Below are 18,706 nucleotides of genomic sequence, written 5' to 3' on the forward strand. Positions count from 1 at the left end.
CCCTCCAATGCACCTTGCCTACGTCGCGCTCGGCGCCAATCTGGCCGACCCGGTGGCCCAGATCGCTGCCGCTTTGGTGGCTCTGACCCAAGTGCCACAAACGCGCCTGCTGCGCGCCTCGTCGCTGTACCGCACAGCGCCGGTCGGCATTGCTCGGCAGCCTGATTTCATCAACGCGGTAGCCGCTCTGGAAACAGCACTGTCGCCGCTGGCACTACTCAACGCTTTGTTCGCTGTCGAAGCCCAGTTCGGACGCCGGCGCGATTTCCACCATGCGCCGCGCACACTGGACCTTGACCTGCTGCTCTACGACGAGCAGCTCATCAACAGCCCGCAACTCCAGTTGCCGCACCCGCGCATGCATCTACGCGCCTTCGTCATCGCCCCGCTACTTGAAATCGCCCCGGACTGCCGCATCCCGGGCCGCGGCCAGGCGGCGGCGTGGATGCCGGCGGTCAGCATGCAGCACATCGCCAGGCTGGCGCCATGAGAATCCGGCCATAAGCGCTCAAACTTGACTCCCTGTAAGCAGCTTTGTGTATCCTAGGATGCTCGTCCAGCGCATCGGACCGATGCGCTCACATCGTGAATACTTCAACAGAGGCGACTAAACCATGTCCACCCATTCCGCAGCACGACGACTGACGCTACTTGACCTGACGAAGATGCGGGCGGCCGGCGAGAAAATTGCCATGCTGACCTGTTATGACGCCAGTTTCGCACAGGCTTGCGAGGCCGGCGCGGTCGACTCCCTGCTGGTCGGCGATTCGCTTGGCATGGTGCTGCAGGGGCACGACTCGACGTTGCCGGTAACGCTGGCCGACATGGCCTACCACACCAGCGCCGTAGCGCGCGGCTGCAAACGTCCGCTGATCATCGCCGACATGCCGTTTGGCAGTTTCCAGGAAAGCCCGCAGCAGGCATTCCGCAATGGCGCCGTGCTGATGGCCGCTGGCGCGCAGATGGTCAAGATTGAAGGTGGCGGCGATATGGCCGAGACGACGCGTTTCCTGACCACGCGCGGCATTCCGGTCTGCGCCCACGTCGGCCTGACGCCGCAATCGGTGCACCAGTTGGGCGGCTACCGCGTGCAAGGCAAAAATGACGCCGGCGCGGCCAAACTGATTGCTGACGCACTCGCACAGCAGGACGCCGGAGCATCCCTGATCGTCATCGAAGCCATCCCATCCACACTGGCCACCGCAGTGACCGCACAGCTTTCCATTCCGACCATCGGCATCGGCGCCGGCAAGGACTGCTCGGGCCAGGTACTTGTGCTGTACGACATGCTCGACGTCACACCCGGCAAAAAGGCGCGCTTCGTCAAGAATTTCATGCCCGGCCAAACCTCAATCGCCGCCGCCATCGCCGCCTACGTCGCGGCGGTTAAAGACGGCAGTTTCCCCGGGCCTGAGCATTGTTACTGACAACTACTCAACCGCCTTAAACGCAGAGACGCAGAGATCGCAAAGGGAACAATAACTTTGGTTTTCTCTGCGCACTCTGCGCCTCTGCGATCTCTGCGACGAAAGAGGTAAACAAGCAATGCAAATTCACTCGTCAATTGCCGACCTGCGTGCCGCGCTGAAAAACCGTGGTCGCATCGTTTTCGTCCCGACCATGGGCAATCTGCATGCCGGTCACATTTCGCTGATGACCCAGGCGCGTGGGCACGGAAACACCGTCGTCGCCAGCCTCTTCGTCAATCGCCTGCAATTTGGCCCGAACGAGGACTTCGACAGCTATCCGCGCACTTTTGACGCCGACTGCGAGAAACTCCGGGCGGCAAGTGTCGATGTGCTGTTCGCCCCGACGGAGCGCGATCTCTACCCCGAACCCCAGCAGTACCACGTCGCCCCGCCGGAGATTCAGAACCAGCTCGAAGGTGAATTCCGTCCCGGCCATTTCCGCGGTGTCGCCACCGTCGTACTCAAGCTGTTTAATATCGTCCAGCCTCAGGTCGCCCTCTTCGGCAAGAAGGATTACCAGCAGTTGATGGTTCTGCGCAACATGACGCGCCAGTTGGCGCTACCCATTGATATCGTGGGCGGCGAGACGGTGCGCGCCGCAGACGGTCTGGCGCTCTCATCGCGCAATGGCTACCTGTCAGCGACCGAGCGGGCCGAAGCACCGCGTTTGTACCGCACACTGAACAGCATCTACGAAGCTGTGCGCAGTGGCGAGCAAGACTTTGCCAAACTCGAACGCGCCGCCGCCGCAACACTCGACGCGCAGGGCTGGAAAACCGATTATGTTGCAGTGCGCCAACAATCCGACCTGCAAGCCCCGCAGCCCGAAAACCATTCACTGGTGGTGCTTGCAGCGAGCCGACTGGGTACCACACGACTCCTTGACAATATTGAAATTTAAGCGCCGCAGCATAGCCATTGACAGGCCGCAATTAGCCGCTACAATGCCTTCCCTCCAACTCTACTTGCACGGAAAATGCCATGCAGAGAACGATGCTGAAGTCGAAGCTGCACCGTGTGACGACAACGCACGCCGAGCTTCACTACGAAGGCTCGTGCGCCATTGACGAAAATCTGCTCGACGCCGCCAATATCCGAGAGAACGAACAGATCGACATCTGGAACATCAACAATGGCGAACGTTTCACCACCTACGCCATTCGTGCCGAACGTGCCTCGGGAATCGTTTCGGTCAACGGATCGGCGGCGCGCCGCGCCGCGCCAGGCGACCTGCTGATCATCGCCAGCTTTGCGCTCTACAACGAAGTTGAACTGTCCAAACACGCGCCAGTGCTGATCTACGTCGACGCGCAAAACCACATCGTGCGTACCGGCAGCGCGATTGCCGTGCAAGCGGCGGCCTGACGACCCGGCAACGTCGCGCCCCTGGTGGCGGCCAATGTCGTTAAAATGATTGCTTGGCGCCGCGCGACAGCGGGCATAAAAATGCACGAACTCCCAATCCGCAACAGAATTCCCTCAAACACATTTTCAAGAAAGGATCACTTCCCCATGGAACGTATTTTCAATTTCAGCGCCGGACCCGCCACCCTCCCCCTGGAGGTTCTTGAACTGGCGCGTGACGAACTCGTCAACTGGCGTGGCTGCGGCATGTCGGTCATGGAAATGTCGCATCGCGGCAAAGAATACATGAGCATCCAGGCCGAAGCCGAAGCCGATTTACGCGAGCTGATGGGCATTCCGGCCAACTACAAAGTATTGTTCCTGCAGGGCGGCGCTTCCAGCCAGTTCGCCATGGTGCCGATGAACCTGCTACGCGGCAAAGCCTCCGCCGACTACCTGAACACCGGCGAATGGTCAAAGAAGGCGATCAAGGAAGCAAAGAAATACGGCCAGGTCAATGTCGTTGCCTCGTCGGAAGACAAGAACTTTTCCTACGCCCCGACGCAGGACGCGTGGACGCTCGACTCGAATGCGGCCTACGTGCACTACACGTCAAACGAAACGATCGGCGGCGTTGAAATCTTCTGGACACCCAAGACCGGTGACGTTCCGCTGGTTGCCGACATGTCTTCGCACATCCTGTCGCGCCCGATTGACGTCGCCAAGTACGGCCTGATTTACTTTGGCGCGCAAAAAAACGTCGGCCCCGCCGGACTGACCATCGTCATCGTTCGTGACGACCTGCTTGGCCAAACGGTCAAAGGCACGCCGACCATGTTCGACTACACGATCCACGTCGACAACGACTCGATGTACAACACCCCGCCGACCTATGCCATCTACATCGCCGGCCTGGTATTCAAGATGCTCAAAGCTAAGGGCGGCCTGGCAGCCATGGAAATAGCCAATCGTGCCAAAGCCCAATTGCTTTACGACGCGCTGGATGCCTCCAGCTTTTTTGCTTCGCCAGTAGCGCGCGAAAATCGATCCCTGATGAACATCCCCTTCACCCTCAAGGACGCGGCGCTCGACGACGAATTCCTGAAGGCGGCCAAAGCGCGCGGCATGGTTCAGCTCAAAGGACACCGCTCAGTCGGCGGCATGCGCGCCTCGATCTACAACGCAATGCCGATCACAGGCGTGCAAACGTTGGTCGATCTCATGAAAGACTTCGAAAAACAGCACGGCTAAGAATCGTAATTACGATTAATCCATTGAGAGAATCCAGAATGACCCGAAAAATCCAGACGCTCAACGCCATTTCGGCCAAGGGGCTGTCCCGACTTCCCGAGAACTATGCCGTCAGCAATGATGTCGCCGACCCGGACGCCATTCTGGTGCGCTCGCAGGTGATGCATGAGATGCCTATCCCGGCCAGCGTGTTGGCCATCGGTCGTGCGGGCGCCGGCACCAACAACATCCCGATCAAGGCCATGAGCGAACGTGGCGTCGTCGTCTTCAACGCGCCGGGCGCCAACGCCAACGCAGTCAAAGAACTGGTCATCGCCGGCATGCTCATGGGAACGCGTAATATCATCCCTGCCGTCAATTTCGTGCGCACTCTGCAAGGTGACGACGAATCACTGCACAAACAAGTCGAGGCCGGCAAAAAACATTTTGTCGGACACGAGCTAAGCGGCAGCACATTGGGCATTATCGGCCTTGGCGCCATTGGTTCGATGCTTGCCGAAGCAGCCATCCACCTGGGCATGAATGTCATTGGACTGGACCCGGAAATCACTGTCGATGCTGCCTGGCGCCTGCCTTCGCATGTAAAGAAAGCGGCCAGCGTCGATGACCTGGTCAAGCGCGCCGATTTCATCAGCATGCACGTTCCCCTGCTGCCCGCGACCAAGGACCTGATTAATGCCGAACGCATCAAGTTCGTGAAGGATGGCTGTATCCTGCTCAACTTCGCCCGCGACGGCATCGTCAACGAACAGGCGGTCCTCGATGGACTCAATGACGGCAGATTGCACGCCTACGTCTGTGATTTCCCAAGCACGCTGCTAAGTCAGCATCCGCGCTTCGTCGCACTGCCGCATTTGGGCGCATCGACCGAAGAAGCCGAGGAAAACTGCGCCATCATGGTTGCCGACCAGGTCGCCGATTATCTGGAAAACGGCAACATCCTCAATGCCGTGAATTTCCCCAACATCGCCATGCCGCGCGAATCCGGTTTCCGGCTGGCGATCGCCAACGCCAATGTGCCCAATATGCTCGGCCAGATCTCGACGACACTGGCCGGCGCCGGGCTAAACATCCACAACATGGCGAACAAATCGCGTGCTGATCTTGCGTTCACCCTGGTCGATGTCGAAAGTGCCGTACCGCAGCAGGTGATCGACCAGTTGACTGCCATTGGCGGCGTCTTGCGCGTTCGCTACCTGCCAAGCTGAGAAGCCTGCATTTATTGGCTTTCAAACCGATTCGGCGACAGCCTTGGGTTTACGTGACCGCTGCTTGCGGGTGGCCGGTTTTTTCTCCACCGGTAGTTCAACTGCGACAAGAATCTCCTCGACGGCAGGTACTGCATCCTTGACCGGGCGCTTGCTGCCGCCGCGCCCTCGGCGTTTTGGCGCGGGTGTCGCGCTCACGTCTTCGCTCACTACCGGCTCGATGCTCGCTGCCGATGCGCTGCTGCTGCGATAAACGAAAGCGCCGGATTTTTCGTCACGCCCCAATTCAAGCAGGCCCCGCGCCTGCGCCTCCTCAAGCAGGTTGCCAAAGGCGCGAAAGCCGTAGTAAGTCTCGTTGAAGTCAGGCTTGCGGCGCTTGATCGCCTCCTTAAGCATCGACGCCCAAATCTTGCCGCTGTCGCCACGCTCGGCAACCAGCGCCTCGAAAGTAGCCACCGCCAGCTCGACGGCCTGGCTCTTTCGCCCTTCGATTTCATCCTTGCGCTGCTTGTCTTCTTCTGCTGACCGCTTGGCCACAGGCTGCGCCGACTTCGGGTCGCGGTGTGCAACCGAACGCTGAATCTCGCGCACCAGATCGTCGTAGAAAATAAATTCGTCGCAATTGGCAATCAGCAAGTCGGAGGTCGATTGTTTTACGCCAACTCCGATCACGTACTTGGCGTTTTCGCGCAATTTGGAGACCAGCGGCGAGAAGTCGGAATCACCACTGATAATGACAAAGGTATTGACGTGCGATTTCGTATAACACAGGTCGAGCGCGTCGACGACCATGCGAATGTCAGCAGAATTCTTGCCCGACTGCCGCACATGCGGAATCTCGATCAGCTCGAAATTCGCTTCGTGCATCGTCGCCTTGAAGCTCTTGTAGCGATCCCAGTCGCAATACGCCTTCTTGAGCACGATGCTACCCTTGAGCAGCAGGCGCTCGAGCACCGGTTTGATGTCAAACTTTTCATATTTCGCATCACGAACACCAAGCGCAACGTTCTCGAAGTCGCAGAACATCGCCATACTGACGGTTTCGGGGGATGCGGCCATGAGTTTCTCCAGTGGGGTTTATTGGCGGAGTATACAACCCGCGAGATAAGCTTCGACAATCGCCGGGCCAAAACCGGCCAGCGGCCGCGTCGAGGATGGCGCTGCGTGTCTCCTGCGCTTCTTCCTTGGTTTTTTTGACCATGACTTTTCTTTCGTTTCAGTGTCTACTCTGCAATTTTCGACAATAATCTGGCCCATCCTTCCCGAACAACTTGCCGCCCTCCCCGAGGGCAAGCGCCCCGGAGATTCGTCATGTCACACCGATTCAACCCCGCCAACGCTTTTTTCCGCCCAACGCTGCTCGCCTTGGCCGTCGCCTTGGCCGTCGCCTTGGCACTCGCCGCCTGCGGCAAAGCCCCCGAAGCCGGCCCCGGTGCACTGTTCGGTGGGCCGGTGCCGGTCTCAGTGATCACCGCGCAGGCGGAGACCCTGCCTGTCACCCTCGAATACACGGCGCAAACGCTCGGTTCGCGTGAGGTCGAAGTGCGTGCCCGCGTCACCGGCATTCTGATCAAGCGCAACTACAGCGAAGGCGGCAAGGTCAAGGCCGGGCAATCGCTGTTCTCCATCGACCCGGCGCCGTTTGCCAACGCCCTGGCGCGCAGCGAAGCTGACGTTGCCGCCGCCGACGCCCGGCACCTCCAAGCCGCACGCGACGCCGCGCGCCTCGCCCCGCTGATCGAAGCCAAGGCGATCAGCGGCAAGGATTTCGATGATGCGGTTTCCAACGAGGCGATTGCTGCCGCCGATCTGCTGGCGGCCAAGGCCCGTTTGCAGGAAGCCCGTCTCAACCTGGAATGGACGCGTGTTGAATCACCGATTTCCGGCGTCGCCAGCCGCTCGCTCAAATCGGAAGGCTCGCTCATCTCGGGCCCGGACATCCTGCTCACCACGGTCACGCAGGCGGATCCGATGCAGGTGATTTTCGGCATTCCCGATAACGAACGTTTGAAGCTGCGCCAGGAGGCCGAGGCGAAACGGCTGCAATGGCCACAGAACGGTCGTTTCAAGGTAACAGTCAAGCTTGCCGACGGCAGCGAATACGCGAGAACCGGCTTTACGGACTTTGCCGACCTGCGTGTTTCGCCCAACACCGGCACCAGCGAAGCGCGTGCCGAAGTGCCCAACACTGACGGCGTGCTGCAGCCCGGCCAGTTTGTCCGCGTCTTGCTGTCCGGAGCGACCCGCGCCGGCGCCTTTCGCATTCCACAGCGCGCCGTTCTTGAAGGTCCACAGGGCAAGTTCGTTTTCATTGTCGGCAAAGACAACAAGGCCGAGATACGCCCTGTTGAAACCGGAGAGTGGAGCGCTGGCGATGTCGTCGTCATCAAGGGGCTGACAGCGGGCGAACGCGTCATCGTCGACGGCGTACTCAAGTTAGGTCCCGGCGCACCGGTAGCGGTCGGCGCCCCGGAAAAAACACCGCCAGCGCCAGCGGCCACCGCCAAGCAGGGAGGCTAATCGATGCTTTCCCGTTTTTTCATCGATCGCCCGATCTTCGCCGTGGTGATCTCGATTTTTATCGTCATCGCCGGGCTGGCGGCCATGCGCAGCCTGCCCATTTCACAGTACCCGGACATCGCGCCACCCCAGGTCATGGTCGCCGCAACCTACCCCGGCGCCTCGGCTGACGTGCTCGAAAAAACCGTCGCCGCGACGCTCGAAACGCAAATCAACGGCGTCGATGGCATGATTTACATGAACTCTACCGCCGCCTCCAACGGCCGTGTCGAGATTCACGTCACCTTCGAAATCGGCACCAATATTGACCAGGCGGTGATCAACGTCAATAACCGCGTCAAACAGGCCGAGGCACGCCTGCCGCAGGAGGTCCGCCGGCAGGGCATCCTGGTCGAGAAGGCTTCGTCGTCCTTCCTGCAGGTACTGGCCTTCAGTTCGCCCGACGGCCGCTACGACGACCTGTACACCAGCAATTACGTCACCATGAACGTGCTCGACGTCTTAAAGCGCGTTCCCGGCACCACCAGTGTGCAGATTTTCGGCGCCAAGGATTACGCCATGCGCATCTGGCTCAAGCCTGACCGGCTGGCGCAACTCAAACTGTCGACCTCTGACATCGTCCGCGCGATCAACGAGCAAAACGCCCAGTATGCGGTCGGGCGCATTGGGCAACCCCCCGCCACGAGCGGTCAGGAAATGTCACTGACCATCAATACCAAGGGGCGCCTCGCCGAGGTCTCCGAATTCGAGAAGATTGTCGTGCGCGCCGGCGCAGACGGTTCGCTGCTGCGCCTGAAAGATGTGGCTCGCGTCGAACTCGGTGCGCAAAATTATGACTTTATCGGTCGCCACAACGGCCAGCCGGCAACGCTGATGGGCGTCTCGCTCAAGCCCGGAGCCAATGCGCTCGATACCGCGAAGGAAGTCAAAAAGACACTCAAGGAACTGTCTACCCGTTTCCCCGACGGGCTGTCCTATACGATTCCCTTCGACACCACCGACTTTGTTCAAGTCTCGATCCGCGAAGTGCTCATAACGCTCAGTGAAGCCATGGTGCTGGTTTTCCTGGTGGTTTATATCTTCCTGCAAAACTGGCGAGCGACGCTGATTCCGACGCTGGCCGTACCGGTTTCGCTCATTGGCACCTTTGCCGGCCTGCTCCTGCTTGGCTACTCGATCAACACGCTGACCCTGTTCGGCATGGTGCTGGCCATCGGCATCGTCGTCGATGATGCCATTGTCGTTCTCGAGAACGTTGAGCGCATCATGCACGAAGAAGGGGTTCCGGCAAAAGCCGCCGCCATCCAGGCAATGCGCGAGGTCACCGGGCCGGTAATTGCCATCGTGCTGGTGTTGTGCGCGGTGTTCGTTCCGATTGCTTTCCTGGGTGGGCTGACGGGCGAACTCTATCGCCAGTTTGCGGTAACCATCGCCATCGCCGTCGTCATTTCAGGCATTGTCGCGCTGACGCTCACGCCCTCGCTGTGCGTACTCATCCTCAAGCACGAGCACAAGGTCGACAACCGTTTCTTTGCCGCCTTCAACCGCTGGTTTGTGCGCCTTACCGGCCACTATTCGGCTGGCGTTGCCTGGCTGATTCGCCGTGGCGCGCTCGGGCTGATTCTGTTCACCGGCATGGTGCTGCTCGCTGGCGGTCTGTGGAAAATGACGCCCGGCAGTCTCGTCCCTGACGAAGACCAGGGCTACTACATCAGCGCCGTCTATCTGCCTGACGGAGCCTCGCTTGAACGCACCGACCGCATCGTCAAAGACGTCGAAGCGATCATCCGCAACAACCCCAACGTCGCGCACACCATGGTGTTCACCGGTTTCGACTTCATCGGCGGCAGTTTCAAAAACAATGCTGCAACCTTCTTCGTCACCCTCAAACACTGGGACGAGCGACAGGTTCCGGCGTTGGCTCTGGTCGGCGAGCTGTTCATGAAAACGGCGCACATCAAGGAAGCACTGGTGTTGGCCTTCGGGCCGCCAGCCATTTTCGGCATGGGCAACTCGGGCGGTTTCGAGTTCTACTTGCAGAACCGTGGCGAAGGTGGCGCCAGGAAACTCGCCGCAGTGAGCGATGAATTCATTGGCAAACTGCGTCAGGACAAGAACTTCGCCATGGTTTCCTCGCTCTGGCGCGCCAATGTGCCGCAGCTTGATGTCGATGTCGACCGGGAAAAAGCCAAGTCGCTGGGTGTGCCAATCGACGGCCTGTTCGACACCCTGGCGGCGACGCTCGGCACCTACTACGTCAATGACTTCAACAAGTATGGTCGTTCCTGGCAGGTGCTGATGTCGGCCGAACCCCAGTTTCGCAGCCAGCCGGACCAGATCGGCGGCATCTACGTGCGCTCCGAACGCGGGCAGATGGTGCCCCTCTCGGCATTGGCGCAGATTCGCCAGACGACCGGCCCGGAAACGCTAGAGCGCTTCAACAATCTGCCCTCGGTGAAGATCATCGGTTCCGGCGCACCAGGCATTTCATCCGGCCAGGTCATCGGCGAAGTCGAACGCATCGCCCGCGAAACATTGCCGACGGACTTTAGCTTCGACTGGGGCGGTGCGTCGTACCAGGAGAAGAAATCGAGCGGCTCCTCAAGCTACGCGCTGATCCTTGGCGCAGTGATGGTCTTCCTCATCCTCGCCGCCCAGTACGAACGCTGGTCGCTGCCGCTGGCCGTACTGCTGGCCCTGCCCTTCGGCACCTTCGGCGCGCTGGCCGCCGTCTGGCTACGTGGCATGAACAACGACGTTTACTTCCAGATCGGCCTGGTGACCTTGCTCGGCCTCGCCGCCAAGAACGCCATTCTGATTGTCGAATACGCCGTCTATAAGCATGGCGAAGGCATGAGTGCCGCAGCCGCGGCCATTGAAGCGGCGCGTTTGCGCTTCCGCCCGATCCTGATGACCTCGCTGGCCTTCATTCTCGGCGTACTGCCGCTGGCCATTTCGCACGGCGCCGGAGCTGGAGCGCGGCGGGCGGTCGGCACTGGAGTCATCGGCGGCATGCTCGCCGCGACCTTCCTCGCCATCTTTTTCGTGCCCCTGTTTTACCGGCTGATTGCCGACCACAAACTGAGTGAATCACGCAGCACCGGCGACCTGTTTGACGAAATCAAGAAAACCCATGCCAAGGCACACGAAAAACTGCTCAATCGATTGAAACGCGACGAATCCGCAGGAGAACAGGATGCATAAGCCAACTAACAGGCGACCGGCCCGGAGCGGTCTGCTGCTCAGCCTGCTTTTCAGCCTGCTTTTCAGCCCACTCCTTGCCGGCTGCGCCCTTGGCCCGGATTATCAGCGCCCGGAGCTGGACTTGCCACAGGCGTGGAACACCATCAGCAACACGGACTCGGGGCCTGCACGCTTGGCTGACGCCGCTGGCGAGCGCTGGTGGTCGCTGTATGCCGACCCGGTCCTCGACCAACTGATTGATGAAGCCTTGCTGCACAACGCCGACGCCGCAATCGCCACGGCCCGGGTGCTGGAAGTGCGGGCGCTCGCCAAGGCGACCGACGCCGACCGCTATCCTAGTCTTGCCGCCGATCTTTCCGGCAAGCGTACCAAAAGCTCGCTGCTGGGGACCTTTCCCATCGGCGGCATACCGCGCACCCAGACCGACTACCGGGCAACGCTCGACGCCAGCTACGAAGTCGATCTTTGGGGAAAATACCGCCGCGCCAGCGAATCCGCACGCGCCGATCTCTTTGCCGCCGAATCGGCAAGGGAATCGGTTCGCCTGTCGCTCACCGCGCAGATCGCGCAGCAGTATTTCGCGCTGCTCGCGGCCGATGCCCAGGTCCTTGTTGCGCAGCGCACGCTGGCTACCCGCAATGAAACACTGGCGCTGTTTGGCAAGCGCGTGGATGCCGGAATGCTTTCCGAATACGACCTGCATCAGGCGCAAGCCGAGCAGGCCCAGACCCGCTCGCAACTGGCCAGCCTGCAACAGGTACAGGAACGCGCCGAAAACGCGCTGGCGTTGCTGCTTGGCCGTTCGCCGCGCACCATCTTGAACGCCAGCATCGAACGTGGCTCGCCGGCAGCGGTCAGCGAGCTGGTGATTCCCGCCGGCCTGCCGTCCGAGTTGCTGCTGCGTCGCCCTGATTTGCGCGAAGCCGAAGCGAGACTGGTCGCGACCAATGCGCTAATTGGTGTCGCACGTTCGCTGTACTTCCCGTCGATCGGGCTAACCGCCTACCTTGGCGGCGAAAGTGTCGCCTTCTCCAGCCTGTTCAGCGGCCCGGCCGGCATCTTCCAGTTTGCTGCCGGCCTCACCCAGCCACTATGGAACGCCGGTCGCGTTAGCGCCGGGGTCGAGGCTGCTGAAGCCCGTCACGAACAGATGCTGGCTCAATACCAGAAGGCTGTGGCCAGCGCCTTCAAGGACGTTCGCGATGCGATGGCGGCGCAGAATGCCGCACGCCAGACACTGGCCGCCGAAAGCGAACGCGCGGCGGCGCTGGCCAAGGCGCTGAAACAGGCGCAATTGCGCTTCGCTGCGGGAATCGCCAGCCAGCTTGACGTGCTCGACGTCGAACGCAACCTGCTCGCCGCCGAACTCGCGCGCATCGACAGCGAACGGGCGCGCAAGGCGGCGCTGGCGGACATCTTCAAGGCGCTGGGCGGCGGCTGGTCGGAAAACCTCTGATCCCCCGCCAATCGTCAACTACCGGCAACCGCCTTGCGCACGATAGCCAGTGCCGAACGCAAGTCCTCGATGCCGATTTGCCCCGGCGCCGAACTGCTCTTGCCGACAGCAAACGTCGCGGCCGAACCATAGACCCAGCCGAAGATACGCGATAGCGAACCGACACCACCCATCGCTATACTGATCAGCGGGATACTGATCAAATGCCGCGCACGATCGGTCGCCGCCAGTAAGGCCAGCACGTCCTGCGCGTCCCGCGGCATCACCGCCACCTTAGCGACATCCGCACCCAGTTTCTCGGCCGCGGCGAACCTGCTGTCGAGTGTCGCCGCATCCGGCGTCAGCTCGAAGTTGTGATAGGACATGATCATCGCCACCCCGTTGGCCGCCGAGACCTCACGCAAGCGTTTCAAGTCCTCGGGCGCGTTGGACAGTTCGTAGTCGATCATCTCGACGCAACGGGCCTGGCAAGCGGCGGTATAGATTGCCACCACTTCGGCTTCGGCAATCGGGATCGGCGTTCCGCCCTCGCTCACGTTGCGCCGGGTGAGCAGCACGGGAATGCCGCCGGCCGCCTGGCGGATGGCCTCTGCCGTCCCCACCACGGCCTTGATGTCGCCAATGGCGGTAAAGAAATCGATGCGCCATTCGAGCAGATCGGGCCGCCTGGGAACAATCGCCGCGACTTCGTCGAGAATCGCTTCCTGCGTTGCCCCAACCAACGGGGTGATGATGGCCGGCAACGCTCCGCCTCCGAGCGGCTTGCCCTGGACCTGGATGGGTTTGATTTGCTTCATGTTTGACCTCGTTGACCGGTTGGCTGCCGACGGCAATCCGTCATTAATGCGGAATGTTACATGCTTACATGCTCCCGGCTTTCACCTTTAAAAACTCAGTTGTTACCGCAAAGGCGCGAAGGACGCAGGGTGCCGCAAAGAACATCATGGTGAATGGAGCAATCCATGCCATCCCTTGTTTTCTTTGCGATCTTCGCGTCTTTGCGCCTTTGCGGTGGATTTTTGATTTTTTCACAACCCCTCAGATCAAGCGAGCACGCAGTTGACCGCAGGCACCGTCGATGTCTTGCCCAGCCGAATCGCGCAAGCGGGTGACGATGCCGTGCTGATGCAAGCGCCCGGCCAGTGCAGCGGCGCGCGCCCAGGCCGGGCGCTTGAAGGCCAGGCCATTGACCGTGTTGTAGGGGATGAAATTCATCATCGCGTATTTTCCGCTGAGCAGCCTGACGATGCCGTCCATTTCCGCATCGCTATCATTGACGCCCTCAAGCAGGGTCCACTGATACTGGATCGGGTAGCCCGTCGCCCGGGCGTAACGTTCGCCGAGTTCGACGAGTTCGGCCGGGGCTATGCGCGGTGCACGCGGCAACAGTCTGGCGCGCAATTCGGCGCTGGTGGTGTGCAGCGAGAGCGCCAGCGCCGGCCTGACACGGCCAAGTGGCAAGCGTTCAAACACCCGTCGGTCACCAACGGTCGAGAAGACAAGATTCTTGTGCCCGATCGCTCCCGCCGTGCCGAGTAGCTCGATGGCTTCGAGCACGTTGTCCAGGTTGTGCGCCGGCTCGCCCATGCCCATGAACACCACCTTGCTGACCGCCCGCCGGCTGCGCGCGAGCACCACCTGCGCGACAATCTCGGCGCTACCGAGCTGGCGCAGCAGGCCGTCGCGGCCGGTCATGCAAAAACCGCAGCCGACCGCACAGCCAACCTGAGTCGACACGCACAGACCGGCGCGTGGCAGCAGAACGCTTTCCACCGTCTGCCCATCGACTAGCTCAAGGAGAAGGCGCACCGAACCGTCCGCCCCAGGGTGTTCGGCACGCAGGCGGGCAAGTGTCGCCAATTCCTCGCTGATGGCGGGCAATGCCTGGCGCAGGGCAAGCGGGAGAAAATTCTCCGGCCTCTGACGGCGCCCGCCGCTGTCCAGCGCACGCGCCTGCAACCAGGCGCGCAGCACGCGTTGCTCATGGCACGGTTTGGCGCCGAGATCACGCAGGCGTTGACGGATGTGTTCAATTCGCATGGAAAGCGAATGCTGACCAGCCAGCGGATCGTCCAGGATTAGCGGAGTGGGGGTGGCGGTGGTGGATAGCCTGGTGGTGGCGGCGGTGGCGGCTGATGCTCCGGCAGCGGGACATAATCCGATGGGATACTGCGACGGACAACGTAGCCGCTTGATACCGGGACTTTGTGGCCCTGCGCATACATGCACTGAACAAAGCTCTGGTCATAACGCTTCTGCGTCCCGTAACGGGATGCGTCGGCTGCTGCGACCCCGGAAACGCCACCGACCGCCAGCCCCATACCAGCGCCGACTCCGGCACCCTGCGAGCCGCCAATCGCGGCGCCGGCCGCAGCGCCGATCACCGTTCCGATGGCGGCGCTGCGCACGCCGGCATCAAGCGCAGCGCCGTCGGCGGTATGCACACCAATGGCCTGGCTGGCGTAATTCCGGCACATGGACTCATCGGCGCGGAATTGATCAAACCCTTTGCCGGAGCCCGGCAAAGCCATGACGCTTGGCCCGGTGGGCAGGCTGGCGCAGGCGGTGAGAAGAATCAGCACAAGCGGAGAAAATCGACGCAGCTCAATCATGGCGCTCACCGATTCTGGTTAGCTGAAGGGCCAACTTTTTGCCACGGGCCGGGGCAGCTACTGACCGTCGGGTAGTAGGCAGAACGCTCCTGACAGTAATACCAGAAGCCCGGCTCGAAAGTTTGCCGGGGCAAAACGGGTGGCGGCGCCACGACTTCGCTTTGCTCGATATAGACCGGCTCGCGAATGGTAAGCACCGGCGCGTAAACCACGCTCGGCGGATAATAGTAGGTCGGCGGCGGGTACCAGGGGTAAGGCACACCAAGATAAAACCCGAAACGCGAATGGTGATGGCCATGCGAGTGGTGCTGAGCTAATGCCGACTGGCTCAGTAACAACGCCAGAAAAGCCAGGATGGTCGCTTTCACGAATGCCTCCAAAGCGGGGAGAGAGATCATCAATGTAACGCAGCAGCAGGCGATACGCTGACCTGCGATACACTCTGTTACGATAAACAAGTGCCCTATCATCTTGAGATCGTAGCCAGCCGGTCGGCCCCAGCCCGGATTGCCCTTGGTTTCTTGCCCCCACGAAAAGAAAGCCGCCATGCGTATTGAACAGGATCTCAAACTCGACTTCAAGGACGTCCTCATCCGCCCGAAACGCTCGACACTGACCTCACGCTCCGAAGTCGATATTTCCCGTGATTTCGTTTTTCTGCACTCGCGGCGCAAGTATCACGGCATTCCCGTCATCGCCGCCAACATGGATGCGACCGGAACCTTCGAAATGGCGCAGGCGCTGGCCAGGCATCAGCTTTGCGTCGCCTTGCACAAGCATTATGGCGAGGCCGAACTGCTCGCCTTCTTTGCCGAACAAGCAATGTCACCCGCATCCTTTTATTCGATGGGAATTACCGCGCCGGATTACGACAAGTTCTGCCGGGTCAAGAAACTCGCCGGCGATACCATCCAGAACGTCTGTGTCGATGTCGCCAATGGTTATACCAAAGCCTTTGTCGGCTTCATCCACAAACTGCGCGCGGCCTACCCCGACATCACCATCATGGCCGGCAACGTGGTCACTGGCGAAATGACCGAGGAACTGATCCTCGACGGGGTCGATATCGTCAAGGTCGGCATCGGCCCCGGTTCGGTGTGCACCACGCGCCGGATGTCCGGTGTCGGTTACCCGCAGCTTTCGGCGATCATCGAGTGTGCCGACGCAGCGCACGGTTTGCACGGGCTGATCTGCGCCGACGGTGGCTGTACCTCGCCAGGCGACCTGGCCAAGGCTTTTGGCGCCGGCGCCGATTTTGTCATGCTCGGCGGCATGCTCGCCGGACACGACGAATGCGCTTCCGAAATCGTCGAACAGGACGGCGTGCGTAAGATGCGTTTTTACGGAATGAGCTCGCGCGAAGCGATGAAGAAATATGCCGGAGGGGTCGCCGAATACCGCGCCGCCGAGGGCAAGGATGTCCTGCTTGACTATCGCGGCCCCGTAGAAAACACCGTGCAGGAGATTCTTGGCGGCGTGCGTTCGGCCTGTACCTATGTCGGCGCGCGCACGCTCAAGGAGCTGTCCAAGCGCACCACCTTCATTCGCGTCACCCAGCAGTTGAACGAGGTTTTCGGCCAGGCTTGAGGAACCAGCGAGGTTTTTAATCTACATCAATGTCGATAAGCGCAGACCATAGATAATGCGCAGGTAACATTTTTCATACAACGGGGGACTACCATGAGTGGCGCTTTCTCAAAGTCGATGGCGCGCAATATTTTTTTCGGGGGGACGGCATTTTTCTTCTTCCTGTTTCTTGCGCTCAGCTTCGACACCATACAGCAGTACCCGAAACGCGACATGCGGCAGAACATCACTCCGCAGGTCGTCGCCGGCAAGCACATTTGGGAAACACGCAATTGCATTGGTTGCCACACCTTGATGGGCGAAGGCGCCTATTTCGCACCGGAGCTGGGCAATGTGGTCGCCCGACTGGGCAGCAAGGAGGCGGTCAAGGCCTTTATCCAGAGTCGTCCGGTCGCCGGCATTCCGGGCCGCCGCAGCATGCCGCAGTTCAACCTGACGGATAAGGAACTCGACGAAATCGCCGCTTTCCTGGAGCACGTCAACACGATCAACAGCGCCAACTGGCCGCCCAACATCCAGGGCTGATCAAAGGGAGAACTGAAAATGCAATACCAATCGCAAGCGGTTGCAAAACCCTACTTCATCGCCGCCATCGGCCTGTTCGTCGGGCAAATTCTGTTCGGCCTCGTTCTTGGCCTACAGTATGTGCTCGGTGACTTTCTGTTTCCGGCAATTCCTTTCAATGTCGCACGCATGGTGCACACCAATCTGCTGATCGTCTGGTTGCTCTTCGGTTTCATGGGCGCGGCGTATTACCTGATCCCTGAAGAGTCCGAGACGGAGTTGTTCAGCCCCAAGCTGGCCATTGCCCTGTTCTGGATCTTCCTGGTCGCCGGTGCGTTAACCATCGTCGGTTATCTGACGGTGCCCTACGCCACCCTCGCCCGGCTGACCGGCAACGATCTGCTGGCGACCATGGGACGCGAGTTCCTTGAGCAACCGCTGCCGACCAAGGTCGGCATCGTGGTCGTCTGCCTGGCCTTCCTGTTCAACATCACCATGACCGTGCTCAAGGGGCGCAAGACGTCGATCTCCATCGTGCTGCTGCTCGGCCTGTGGGGGCTGGCGGTGTTCTTCCTGTTCTCCTTCTACAACCCGGCGAACATCGTCCTCGACAAGTTCTTCTGGTGGTGGGTGGTGCACCTGTGGGTCGAAGGCGTCTGGGAACTGATCCTGGGCGCGATGCTAGCCTTCGTTCTGATTAAGGTGACCGGGGTTGACCGCGAAGTCATCGAGAAGTGGCTGTATGTGATCGTCACCATGACGCTGATCAGCGGCATCATCGGCACGGGCCACCACTTCTACTGGATCGGCGCGCCGGAATACTGGCAGTGGTGGGGTTCGATTTTCTCCGCACTGGAGCCGATTCCATTCTTCGCCATGACCGTTTTTGCCTTCAACATGGTCAACCGCCGCCGTCGCGAGCATCCCAACAAGGCCGCCGTCCTCTGGGCTCTGGGTACGGGCGTCATGTCCTTCCTCGGCGCCGGCGTGTGGGGCTTTCTGCATACTCTGGCCCCGGTAAACTTCTACACCCACGGCAGCCAGATCACCGCCGCGCACGGCCACATGGCTTTCTATGGCGCCTATGTAATGGTCAACCTGACGATGATTTCCTACGCCATGCCCTTACTGCGTGGTCGTGCCGCCAACAGCAACACGTCGCAGGTTCTGGAAATGTGGTCGTTCTGGCTGATGACCGTAGCCATGGTCTTCATCACACTGTTCCTGACTGCGGCAGGCATCCTGCAAATCTGGCTGCAACGCGTCTCGGAGACCCCTCTGCCATTCATGGTCGTCCAGGATCAGATCAGCCTGTTCTACTGGATGCGTGAATGGTCCGGCGTCGTCTTCCTGATCGGCCTGCTCTGCTACATCGCCAGCTTCTTTGTCAGCGGCGAGGAAAAACCCGCCTGATCCGCAAGCAACTCTCGATAAAGTCAGATACCACCGGCAAAGCCGGTGGCTTGAGATTGTGAGCGCCTCAAAGGCGCCCATGAAACCTTGAGCCGCCCTTGGCGGCTTACCCCAGTTCGAGCTTCATCTGATCGTACC

General features: G+C 60.4%; 16 protein-coding genes and 1 pseudogene. 12 read left to right on the top strand and 5 right to left on the bottom strand.

Annotated features, from left to right (window positions below; all coding sequences use genetic code 11):
* Positions 1-7: 7 nt before the first annotated feature.
* From folK to Q1J43_RS02085, 6 genes are all read left to right on the top strand, one after another.
* Positions 8-490 carry a 2-amino-4-hydroxy-6-hydroxymethyldihydropteridine diphosphokinase gene (gene folK / locus Q1J43_RS02060; protein ID WP_301100654.1) on the top strand — a complete coding sequence of 161 codons (483 nt, stop codon included), beginning with the start codon at positions 8-10 and terminating at the stop codon, positions 488-490.
* A gap of 124 nt (positions 491-614) precedes the next feature.
* A complete protein-coding gene (gene panB / locus Q1J43_RS02065) occupies positions 615-1,427 on the top strand; it encodes a 3-methyl-2-oxobutanoate hydroxymethyltransferase (RefSeq protein ID WP_301100656.1) in 813 nt (270 codons plus the stop codon).
* Between the two features lie 118 nt (positions 1,428-1,545).
* Positions 1,546-2,370, top strand: a complete 825-nt coding sequence (gene panC, locus Q1J43_RS02070; RefSeq protein WP_301100657.1) for a pantoate--beta-alanine ligase — start codon at positions 1,546-1,548, stop codon at positions 2,368-2,370.
* 80 nt (positions 2,371-2,450) lie between these two features.
* Complete coding sequence (gene panD / locus Q1J43_RS02075; RefSeq protein ID WP_366141821.1) at positions 2,451-2,834, top strand: aspartate 1-decarboxylase; 384 nt, start codon at positions 2,451-2,453, stop codon at positions 2,832-2,834.
* Positions 2,835-2,981: 147 nt separating this feature from the next.
* A complete protein-coding gene (gene serC, locus Q1J43_RS02080) occupies positions 2,982-4,064 on the top strand; it encodes a 3-phosphoserine/phosphohydroxythreonine transaminase (protein ID WP_301100659.1) in 1,083 nt (360 codons plus the stop codon).
* A 38-nt stretch (positions 4,065-4,102) separates the two neighbouring features.
* Complete coding sequence (locus Q1J43_RS02085) at positions 4,103-5,272, top strand: phosphoglycerate dehydrogenase (protein ID WP_301100661.1); 1,170 nt, start codon at positions 4,103-4,105, stop codon at positions 5,270-5,272.
* A gap of 237 nt (positions 5,273-5,509) precedes the next feature.
* Here Q1J43_RS02085 and Q1J43_RS02090 read toward each other — a convergent pair.
* Positions 5,510-6,331: pseudogene (locus Q1J43_RS02090) on the bottom strand (NYN domain-containing protein); the annotation flags it as partial.
* Positions 6,332-6,583: 252 nt separating this feature from the next.
* On the opposite strand from Q1J43_RS02090, the gene Q1J43_RS02095 reads away from it, so the two are divergent.
* Genes Q1J43_RS02095 through Q1J43_RS02105 form a run of 3 tightly spaced genes read left to right on the top strand, consistent with a single transcriptional unit; the run spans position 6,584 to position 12,452 of the window.
* Positions 6,584-7,792, top strand: coding sequence for an efflux RND transporter periplasmic adaptor subunit (locus tag Q1J43_RS02095; RefSeq protein ID WP_301100662.1), 1,209 nt, complete (start codon positions 6,584-6,586; stop codon positions 7,790-7,792).
* Between the two features lie 3 nt (positions 7,793-7,795).
* A complete protein-coding gene (locus tag Q1J43_RS02100) occupies positions 7,796-10,996 on the top strand; it encodes an efflux RND transporter permease subunit (RefSeq protein ID WP_301100663.1) in 3,201 nt (1,066 codons plus the stop codon).
* Entirely contained in the window at positions 10,989-12,452 is a 1,464-nt protein-coding gene (locus Q1J43_RS02105; RefSeq protein WP_301100664.1) for an efflux transporter outer membrane subunit, read from the top strand. The genes Q1J43_RS02100 and Q1J43_RS02105 overlap by 8 nt, the downstream gene beginning before the upstream one ends.
* A 14-nt stretch (positions 12,453-12,466) precedes the next feature.
* On the opposite strand, the gene aroD is transcribed toward Q1J43_RS02105, so the two are convergent.
* The 4 genes from aroD to Q1J43_RS02125 all read right to left on the bottom strand — a co-directional run bounded on the left by aroD (position 12,467) and on the right by Q1J43_RS02125 (position 15,432).
* Positions 12,467-13,249 (bottom strand): type I 3-dehydroquinate dehydratase, encoded by a 783-nt coding sequence (aroD, locus tag Q1J43_RS02110; protein WP_301100665.1) that lies wholly within the window; start codon positions 13,247-13,249, stop codon positions 12,467-12,469.
* Between the two features lie 241 nt (positions 13,250-13,490).
* Positions 13,491-14,492 (bottom strand): RNA methyltransferase, encoded by a 1,002-nt coding sequence (locus tag Q1J43_RS02115; RefSeq protein WP_301100666.1) that lies wholly within the window; start codon positions 14,490-14,492, stop codon positions 13,491-13,493.
* Positions 14,493-14,530: 38 nt separating this feature from the next.
* On the bottom strand, positions 14,531-15,064 hold the full coding sequence (locus tag Q1J43_RS02120) for a glycine zipper family protein (protein ID WP_301100667.1): 534 nt from the start codon (positions 15,062-15,064) through the stop codon (positions 14,531-14,533).
* Positions 15,065-15,069: 5 nt separating this feature from the next.
* Positions 15,070-15,432 carry a hypothetical protein gene (locus tag Q1J43_RS02125; RefSeq protein WP_301100668.1) on the bottom strand — a complete coding sequence of 121 codons (363 nt, stop codon included), beginning with the start codon at positions 15,430-15,432 and terminating at the stop codon, positions 15,070-15,072.
* Positions 15,433-15,610: 178 nt separating this feature from the next.
* On the opposite strand from Q1J43_RS02125, the gene Q1J43_RS02130 reads away from it, so the two are divergent.
* The 3 genes from Q1J43_RS02130 to Q1J43_RS02140 all read left to right on the top strand — a co-directional run bounded on the left by Q1J43_RS02130 (position 15,611) and on the right by Q1J43_RS02140 (position 18,568).
* The gene (locus Q1J43_RS02130) at positions 15,611-16,651 is read left to right on the top strand and encodes a GMP reductase (RefSeq protein ID WP_301100669.1); all 1,041 of its coding nucleotides are present in this window, start codon (positions 15,611-15,613) and stop codon (positions 16,649-16,651) included.
* Positions 16,652-16,744: 93 nt separating this feature from the next.
* Positions 16,745-17,176: a cytochrome c gene (locus Q1J43_RS02135; RefSeq protein WP_301100670.1), complete on the top strand. Its 432-nt coding sequence runs from the start codon at positions 16,745-16,747 to the stop codon at positions 17,174-17,176.
* Positions 17,177-17,194: 18 nt separating this feature from the next.
* On the top strand, positions 17,195-18,568 hold the full coding sequence (locus Q1J43_RS02140; protein ID WP_301100671.1) for a cbb3-type cytochrome c oxidase subunit I: 1,374 nt from the start codon (positions 17,195-17,197) through the stop codon (positions 18,566-18,568).
* Positions 18,569-18,706 lie beyond the last annotated feature (138 nt).

The organism is Propionivibrio sp., from assembly GCF_029255185.1.
Lineage (GTDB): Bacteria > Pseudomonadota > Gammaproteobacteria > Burkholderiales > Rhodocyclaceae > Propionivibrio.